Origin of the sequence: Enhygromyxa salina (assembly GCF_000737335.2) — a bacterium.
GTDB lineage: Bacteria > Myxococcota_A > Polyangia > Nannocystales > Nannocystaceae > Plesiocystis > Plesiocystis salina_C.
This window is the reverse complement of record NZ_JMCC02000001.1, coordinates 202,502-210,739: the sequence shown is the minus strand read 5'-3', so window position 1 is coordinate 210,739 and position 8,238 is coordinate 202,502. Positions and strand designations below refer to the sequence as shown.

The window sequence follows — 8,238 nt, the reverse complement described above, 5'->3', positions numbered from 1 at the left end:
TCGCAGATCCGGCAGAAGGTGTGGTGGGTGTGGTCGGCCGGGTCCGCGTTCACGTCGGGCTGGGGTTTGGGCTTGGCCAGGCAACGCAGTGGGCCGTGCTCGCGGCCGCGCTCGCGCTGCCGGCCCAGGTCACCGTCGAGCTTGGCCGCGGCGTGGCCCTGGGTCGCGGGCGGGCCGTCGCCTACAACCTGTGCTCGGCCGCGGTGATCGCCGTGCTGCTTGGCTTGAATTTGCTCGCCGCCGGCCGCGGGCTGCCCGGCCCCAGCTGGGTCGTGATCAACTTGGTGATCGCGAATTGGGTGATCGCGCTGGTGCTCGTGTGTATGTCGTGGGGTCGGTTCCAGCCAGCCGCGCCGCGACTCGTGCACAGCTCGCTGCGCTATGGGGCCCGCAGCGCGGCGGTGGCCCTTGGCGACGCGGCGTTGCTGCGCGTCGACTACCTGGTGGCGGCGCCGATCATCGGGCTCGCGGCGCTGGGGGTCTACGCGATCGCGGATCAGATCAGCCACCTCATGGCCTGGGTCGGGCTGCTGGCCGGCAAGATGATGCTGCCCGAGGCCGCGGGTGACGACCAAGACGCCACCCGCAGCTCGAACAAGCTCGCGCTGGCGTGTCGGCTGATCGTCGCGGTCACGCTGGCCGGGGCGGTCGTGGCGATCATTGCAGGACCGTGGCTGATCCACGCGCTGTTTGGGGTCGCGTTCGCGGACGCCTACCTGGCGCTGTTGATCCTGCTGCCGGCCACGCTGAGCAAGAGCCTGCATGCGATCATTGCTACGTGGCTGCAAGGCCGCGGTGATCAGCGACCGATCGTGCGGGCCAGCGCGGCTGCGATCGCGGTCGAGCTGCTCGCGATGGTGATCTTTGCTCTGAGTTTTGGCTGGCTCGGGGTCGCGCTCGCCAAGGCCGGCGCCTACATGGTCCAGCTGGGCCTGAGCCTGGCCGCGCTGCGACGGCACCGGTCGCAGCTGCCCGACGACGACGGCCACGTGATCCCCGGTGGCCGCTGGCTGCTCGACCGCAGCGACGTGTCCACGCTGCGGCGCTGGCTGGCCGCGCGCCGCCGCGCCAACCCCTGACCCAAGGACTTGCTCATGCAACCGCACGACTGGATCGACCGGACCCGCGCCGACAGCTCAACCACCCGCGGGGCCCGGCGCCTCGAAGGCTTCGCGTGGCCGCTGCCGCAGATCCAAGCCGAGCTCGACGCGATCGATGACGCCGAGTGGAAGCCGCTGCCGCGCGGGCGCGCGTGGACGAGCATCCAGCTGATCGAGGCCGACGGCCGCGGCGGTGAGCGACGCCATCGACTGCTCGACACCTGCCCGGCGATCCACGCGCTCGCGGCCTCGTTCAACGCCAAGATCATGGGGCTCACGCTCGCGCGGCTGGCCCCGGGTGGTGGCGTGCACGAACACCGCGACATCTCGGGCGGCCTGCCAATGGGCGTGATTCGTCTGCACGTGCCCCTGCGCACCAACCCGGGCGTGCAGTTCGTGGTCGACGACGTGCGCGTGATCATGCGCGAGGGTCAGACCTGGCAGCTCGACACGACCTATCGGCACCGCGTCGCCAACCTTGGATCCACGCACCGCGTGCACTTGATCGTCGATCTCGCGCTCACCAACGCGTTGCGCGAGCTGCTGCCCAAGCCCGATCTGCGCGACCACTTGCACCGGGTCGAGTTTGCTGCGGTGTGCGTGGGCAAGGGGCTGCAGCTCGCCGTCACGCGGCCGCGCGAGCTCGCTGATCGTGCGCTTCGGTTCGCGCGGCTGCGCTTGCTTGGGCAGTCGGTGATGACCTTCGAGGAGCAGCCGACCGCGCAGGCCCCCGATCCCTCGGGTCCTAACTTGGCAAAGATCCCGCGACCCAAGGCGGCGCCAGACTACTTTGCGTGCCCCGAGTGCCGCTGCGCCAAGCTCGAGCTCGTCGATGATCTCGCGCTACGCCCGAGCGTTCCCTGGGCCGGGTGCGTGGGTCTGCGCTGCCACGACTGCGCGCGCGAGTTCCCGTGGGTCGCCGGCGTGTGGGTGCTGTGGTCCGACGAGCTCGCCGCGTTGATCGCCGCGGGTGACATCCAACCCAACACCCACGCCGCGCCCGAGCCCCGCGCGGTCAAGCAGGCCAACTACGCGATCTATCAGCAAGTCAGCGAGGCCTACGGCGAGCACGCCGACGCCAGCGTCGACTACGTGGATCAGCTGCTGCTGCTAAAGGCCCACGCCCGCGAGGCCATCACCACCGCGACCGACAACGAGCAGCGCTCCAGGGTGCTGGTCGATGTTGGCTGCGCGAGCGGGTTCTCGTTGGATGTTGGCTCGGCAGGCTTTGACGAGCGGGTTGGCGTGGACATCTCATTGGCCAACCTCGAGCAGGTCGCGGCGCGAGGCCACGTCGCCGTGCTCGCGGATGCCGAGCGCCTGCCCTTCGCCGCCGGCTCGATCGATCTGCTGACCTGCTTCGCGGCGATGCACCACTTCCCCAGCTGCGAGGCGTTCTTGCGCAGCGCCAGCGCGAGCCTGCGATCGGGTGGCGTGCTGCTGACCGCCGCGGATCCAAGCGCCGACAACATGTACATGGGCCCGCTCGCGCGCGCGGCTTGGCAGCTGCGCAAGCCGGTGTACCGCCAGCTCGCGCGCCTGTCTCCACGGTTTTACCTGCACGCCAACGCCCGCACGCAGGCGCTCAACGATCTCGCCGAGCACCACCGTACCAGCGGCGGGTTCGAGCCGGCGCAGCTGCAAGCGATGCTGCAGGCGGCCGGGCTCGACGCGCCCGAGCTATTTCACGGGGTTGACCGCCGCGGCCGTCAGCGCTGGGGCAAACCTTCGTGGCAAGAGTTCGTGCTCAAGAGCCTGTCGGGCCGCAACCCGTTGCTGCGTCGGAACTTCGTCGCGTTGAGCTCGATCAGCGTCAAGCCCCCGCGGCGCGCGTGACCTGGGTACCCTCGACGATCATGGAGTGCTACGAAAACGCGCTCCGTAGCACTCCATGACGATGACACACCTCCGTAGGTGCGCGCGCCTCAGCACGGCTTCTTGTTGATGTGGAAGATCTTTTGGAACTTGCCGTCAACCGTGGTGGTGTTGATGATCCCATTGCCGTAGGGGTTCTTGATGGCGTTCAGATTCAGCGTCGTATTGATGCCAATGAGCACCGCCTCGCCGCACTTCGACCACGTGGCAACCCCAAACACATCGGTGAAGTTGTAGAAGTCGTCGAAGTAGCCCTGGAGCACACTTTGGTAGGTGAGTCCAAGCGGCACACCCGCCAAGAAGTAGTTCGACGTCTGGGTCGCCTTGAGGCCCTTCTCGAGGAACGCGTATCCCTTGGTGTTCACGGTGGACACAGACACCTGGAACCCCTTGGGGACGTGGAGCTTGACGGCCGCCACGCAGTTCGTGGTCTTGACCGGCGGAGGCGGCGGGTTTTGGAGCAGCATGTCGTTGAAGATGACGATGAAGCTCTTCTGGTCGCTAGAGAGCACCGCCACGGCCGACCCCGGGTATGGACAGCCGATGCCGTTGGTCGTGATTTCCTCGATATAGACGTCGTTGGGACCGACCTGCGTGTTGGGCTCACCTCGTTCTAGCGCGTCCCCAACAAGGACATCTTCACTGGCCGGCTCCACCACCACACCGCTCATCTCCAGATCGTCGGTTGACTCGGGCTCATCCATACTACATGCGGGAGCAAACCCCAGCAAGAGTGCGACGACGCTGGAGCGAAAGATGACATTCTTGTTTGGGCCTTGCATGATCGATTCTCCTGATGTGACGGTGCCCAACGCACCGCTGTGTATGGATCATGGCACCGCTCTCGCTAATTTCACCCGAATTGATTTCTTGTATTCGTTTGGTCGCGAATGTCTCACTCGAGCATCACCCGTTGCCAAGTCACCCATTCGCGAAGCACGTGAGCAGCGCACCCTCATCCTGCGTCAACGATCGCCATACAGACGTCGTTGGGGCCCACGTGGGAGCTTGACGACGCTGTAGCGGACAATGACATTGTCGCTTCGAGCTCGCATGATTAGATTGTCTGGTCACCGCCGGTTTCCACGTCACGCTTTGTGATGCTGTATGCTCGGCGGCCCATGAACGGATCAGCCACCAAGTCTGCGCGCCCGTGGCCTTGGCTCGTCTACGCCTGCTTGTTGGGCGGCTGTGCAGCCCGCTCCGCGGAGCCGTCGGCGATCCCGCCCGCCGTGCAAGCAGACGCCACGTCACTGAACTCGAGCCGGCTTCGACCTCTGACCTGGCGAGCGATGCAGCGACAGAATTCCGCACGATCGTCACAGAAGTGACCCGCTTCGAGCCAGGTAGCCGCGACGTCGCGGCCGGGTTGCGGTAATAGTTCACCGTCATGGTGCTCGGCCCCACGCTCGCGGTGCTCCTCGCGCTCGGTCCGACTTCAGCCGACGCGGGCGCCCGCATCGCGTGGGAGGCGCCGCTCGAGTGTCCGACCGCCAGCTCGCTCGAGCGGCGGGTCAGCGCGTATCTCGGACGCGCCATGACGAGCTCGCCGAGCGCGACATCGATCGTCGTCGTCGGTCGCGTGCACGCCAGCCGCGGCGGCTTTGTGTTGGAGCTGACAACCGCGATCGACGGCGTGCGAGACCAGCAGCAGCTCTCCCATCACGACTGCGCCAGCCTGCTGGAGCTCGCCGCCAGCCTCGCGGCGATCGCCATCGATCCGCTGGCGATCACGGAGCGGCGCCTGATCTCCGAGCCACCCATCCGCGTTATGGAAATCCAGCGACCGCGCCCTGCCGCGCCACCCCACGCTGCGCCAGCGCCTCACGAGCTCGACGAGCTGGCGACTCTGGCAGAGCTGGCCCAACCAACAATCGCGCCAAGCACCAACCCCGCGCCAATCATCAACCCCGCACCGCCGGCCGTGCTCGACCCCACCGAGTCCGTCACAGAATTCGAGCTGTACGCGAGCGAGGACACCGTTGACCACGGTGACGAGCAACCGCAACCGACGCGAGCCCTGGTGTCGGCGGTTGGCGGCCTCGCGCTGAACCTGTTCCCCAACCCGGCGCCGCAGCTGCGCGGGGGCGTTGGCCTGCAGCACGGCAACCACCGCGTCGCGTTTCGAGCCCTCCTGGACGCGGGCGTCACCCTTGCCGGGCAGTTTCGCAGCGCCAACGGCTCGGTCGGCGGCGATCTCCTGGCTTGGGACATTGCCGTTCATCCATGTGGCGTCCCCCGCTGGGGCATCGTCGAGCTGCGGGCTTGCGCGGCGTTTGGCGCCGGGCAGATCCGGGCGCGTGGCGTCGGGGTCGCAGAGCCGCTGCGCCGGACCCACCCGTGGCTGTGGCTGGCGGCCGAGGCCGGGCTCGCGGTCGAGCTTGGGCGCACCGTCGCGCTGGTCGTGGACTTCGGCGCCAACTTCAACGTCCTGCGCCCCAACTTCAGCACTGCGGCCCCAGACGCCAGCTATCTGACGCCGGTCGTGTCGGGCCGCGCCGGCCTGGGTGTCGAGCTCAGATTTTTCTAGGGCGGCGTGACGAGACCGTTCCAAACTGGACATGCACTGACCACGTGAACGCGCCCCTCCCAAGTCGGCCCGCCCGCGACTTCGCCCCCGCGGACTTCGAGCCGCTGTATCGCAACAACTACGCGTTCGTGTGGCGGTGCGCGCGGCGGATGGCGGTGGCGCAGGACGAGCTCGACGACGTCATTCAGGACGTGTTCGTGATCGCCTACCGCCGCCGCGACCGGCTCGAGCCGGGGGTCGAGCCAAGCACATGGCTGTTTGGGATCTTGCGCAACGTGGTCCGCAACCGCGGCCGCGGCCGCGCTCGGCACCGGCGTCGGGTCGACGCGTTCGCCGAGCACGTGGATCTGCTCGAGCAGCAGCGTCGCCGTCTCCAGACCGAGCGGCTGCTTGGCGACGCCCTGCTCACCGAGTTCCTGCGCGAGCTCGACGAACACCAGCGCGCCGTGTTCGTGCTCGCGGAGCTCGAGGGCTACACCGGACGCGAGATCGCGCAGACGCTGAGCATCAACCCCAACACGGCCCACTCGCGCTTGCGCCTGGCACGGCGGGCTTTTTGTGCGCACTTCGGGCTCGAGCCCAACCGGCAGGCGGTCGCGTCCGCGACCAGGGAGCTGCGCGAGCGGCCGGACACTCCCCCTGAACAAGCCCGCGCCCGCTCGTGGGGGTTGGTGCTCGCGGCGATCTCCCGACCTGGGTTGGCGCTGGCGCCAGCGACGGGGCTGGCGGGGCTGGTCTCGGCAAAGATCACCGCGGTGCTCGCGGGCGTCGGTGTGGTCAGCGTCGCCGTGCTTGGCTGGGTAGCAGCAGCCCCGATTGTCCCCCGTGAGGACCCCAATACTGCACTCGCTACTGGCACCGCGATCCCGCGCGCAGAGACCTTGGAGCCAGTCGAGGTGGTCACGCCAATCGAGCCAAGCGAGACGATCGACGAGACGATCGAGCCACCCGTGGTCGTCCAGCGGGCGCGTCCGCGTGGCGCCTTGGACGTGCCTTCCTCACCCGACCCGGCCGAGGCCCTACGTCGCGCCCGCGCGGCGTTGATCGCCAGCGACCCGCCGCGAGCCTTGGACGAGCTCGAGTCGATCCCGCACGCCGAGCCGCGGCTGCTGGGCCAACGCGCCGCGACCCGCGTCGCCGCACTGTGCAAATTAGGTGAGATCGAGCGTGCCCAGGCCACCGTCGCCCAGCTGCGCGAACGCGAGCCGGACTCGCCCATGCTCGCGCGGATCGAGACCGCGTGTTGGTGACGAGTCCGGGCGATGCCGGACATTCACGGATCGATGCAGCATTCCACAAAGATAACCATGGTGTTCAGCGCCTGCCTGCTCGGCGGCTGCGTAGTCAAGCAGCCCGGTAACCTCGACGTGGGCGACGAAGACTCGACCAGCGAGGACACAGGCGACGGCGATGGCGATGGCGATGGTGACGGCGATGGCGAGGGTGACGGTGATGGCGATGGCGACGGCGCGTCCCCAATCGACGGCGACGGCTGCCAGACGGCCGTAGACATCCTGGTGGTCATCGACAACTCGGGTTCAATGGGCTCGCTGCAGCGACGCCTCGCCGAGTCGATCGACTCGCTGCTGATCCCGCTCGACGAAGCTGGCGTCAACTGGCGACTCGGGGTCACGACCACCGACGTCGGCAACGTCTGGTGCCCGCTGCGGTCGACGACACCCGAGATGGGCCGGCTACAGATTCGGTCCTGCAAGGATCACCTCGATGACTTCGTGTTCAACAGTGGAGAGACCGACGTTAGCGACGCCGCCTGCAACGACATCTGTCCCTATCCCGCCGGCAAGCTGGTCACCCTGCCAACGACGACCGCCAACGATCCCGTGGCGAGCCCGCGACCGTGGATGCAGCGGGTCGGCGGCGCCAGCAACCTCCCGGATCCAATCGACCCCGTGACCGCGGCCTTGTGCCTGATCCCACAGGGCGTCAACGGCTGCGGCTTCGAGCAACCGCTCGAGGCGATGGCGTTGGCGGTCGCGCGAACCATGCAGCCAGACCAACCCGAGGCGGGGTTCATCCGCGACGACGCCAGCTTGCTCGTGGTGATCGTGACCGACGAGGCGGACTGCTCTGCCAATCCAAGCGCGCAGGCGATCTTCGAGCAAGAAGGCAACCGCGCGTTCTGGTCCGACCCCATTGCGGCGTTCCCAACCAGCGCCGTGTGTTGGAACGCTGGGGTCAGCTGCTCGGGCAACTCGCCAAACTATGACGACTGCGTTGCCACGGACTACGACCTCGACGGTGAACCGACCACCGAGGAGCACGCGGTGCTGTTTCCTGTCAGCAAATACACGAACCTGCTGTCGGAGCTCGAGCAACAAAAGCGCGCGATCGATCCCGGCGCCGACGTGGCGGTCATGGTCATCAGCGGGCTCGGGACCGACGGCGTGCTCCAATACGTGGACGTGGATCAGAGCGATCCCGTGTATCAAAACTCGTTTGGTATCGGGCCGGGCTGCACGGGTGAATTCGACGAACTTGCCAACGAGGCGCCCCGGGGCGTGCCCCCGGTTCGCCTGCGCGAAGTCGCGGCGGCGTTGAGCAGTGAGCCGCTTGCCTCGATCTGCAGGCCCAACTACGACGCGGCGCTGCTGCAGGCGCAGCAACGCTTGATCGGCACTTGCGACTAGAGCGAGCGATCCCCGATTTCCTCGTCGGGGATCGCCTGATCGTGTCGGGCGAATGCCAAGTTCGTCTGCTTCACGCCCCCTGCAC

At 67.5% G+C, this 8,238-nt stretch carries 6 protein-coding genes; 5 read left to right on the top strand and 1 reads right to left on the bottom strand.

The genetic code is table 11. The features are described from left to right. Together DB30_RS00865 and DB30_RS00860 are read left to right on the top strand one after the other, a co-directional pair. A partial coding sequence (locus tag DB30_RS00865; protein WP_146657765.1) for a lipopolysaccharide biosynthesis protein occupies positions 1-1,079 on the top strand: 1,079 nt, incomplete at its 5' end. Positions 1,080-1,094: 15 nt separating this feature from the next. Beyond that, positions 1,095-2,936, top strand: coding sequence for an aspartyl/asparaginyl beta-hydroxylase domain-containing protein (locus DB30_RS00860; protein ID WP_052546011.1), 1,842 nt, complete (start codon positions 1,095-1,097; stop codon positions 2,934-2,936). Positions 2,937-3,025: 89 nt separating this feature from the next. On the opposite strand, the gene DB30_RS00855 is transcribed toward DB30_RS00860, so the two are convergent. Further along, positions 3,026-3,679, bottom strand: a complete 654-nt coding sequence (locus tag DB30_RS00855) for a DUF4360 domain-containing protein (RefSeq protein ID WP_052546010.1) — start codon at positions 3,677-3,679, stop codon at positions 3,026-3,028. 686 nt (positions 3,680-4,365) lie between these two features. Between DB30_RS00855 and DB30_RS00850 the strand changes: the two genes are divergently transcribed. From DB30_RS00850 to DB30_RS00840, 3 genes are read left to right on the top strand one after another with little or no spacing between them, the layout of a single operon-like run. Beyond that, complete coding sequence (locus DB30_RS00850) at positions 4,366-5,505, top strand: hypothetical protein (RefSeq protein ID WP_052546009.1); 1,140 nt, start codon at positions 4,366-4,368, stop codon at positions 5,503-5,505. A gap of 44 nt (positions 5,506-5,549) precedes the next feature. Then, positions 5,550-6,755: an RNA polymerase sigma factor gene (locus DB30_RS00845; protein ID WP_052546008.1), complete on the top strand. Its 1,206-nt coding sequence runs from the start codon at positions 5,550-5,552 to the stop codon at positions 6,753-6,755. 33 nt (positions 6,756-6,788) lie between these two features. Next, positions 6,789-8,153 (top strand): hypothetical protein, encoded by a 1,365-nt coding sequence (locus tag DB30_RS00840; protein WP_146657762.1) that lies wholly within the window; start codon positions 6,789-6,791, stop codon positions 8,151-8,153. Positions 8,154-8,238: the final 85 nt, after the last annotated feature.

Excerpts from the sequence above, each read along its gene's own strand:
- DB30_RS00860 (WP_052546011.1), top strand. The coding sequence starts at position 1,095 with ATGCAACCGCACGACTGGATCGACCGGACCCGCGCCGACAGCTCAACC.
- DB30_RS00855 (WP_052546010.1), bottom strand. The coding sequence starts at position 3,679 with ATGGATGAGCCCGAGTCAACCGACGATCTGGAGATGAGCGGTGTGGTG.
- DB30_RS00850 (WP_052546009.1), top strand. The coding sequence starts at position 4,366 with ATGGTGCTCGGCCCCACGCTCGCGGTGCTCCTCGCGCTCGGTCCGACT.
- DB30_RS00840 (WP_146657762.1), top strand. The coding sequence starts at position 6,789 with ATGCAGCATTCCACAAAGATAACCATGGTGTTCAGCGCCTGCCTGCTC.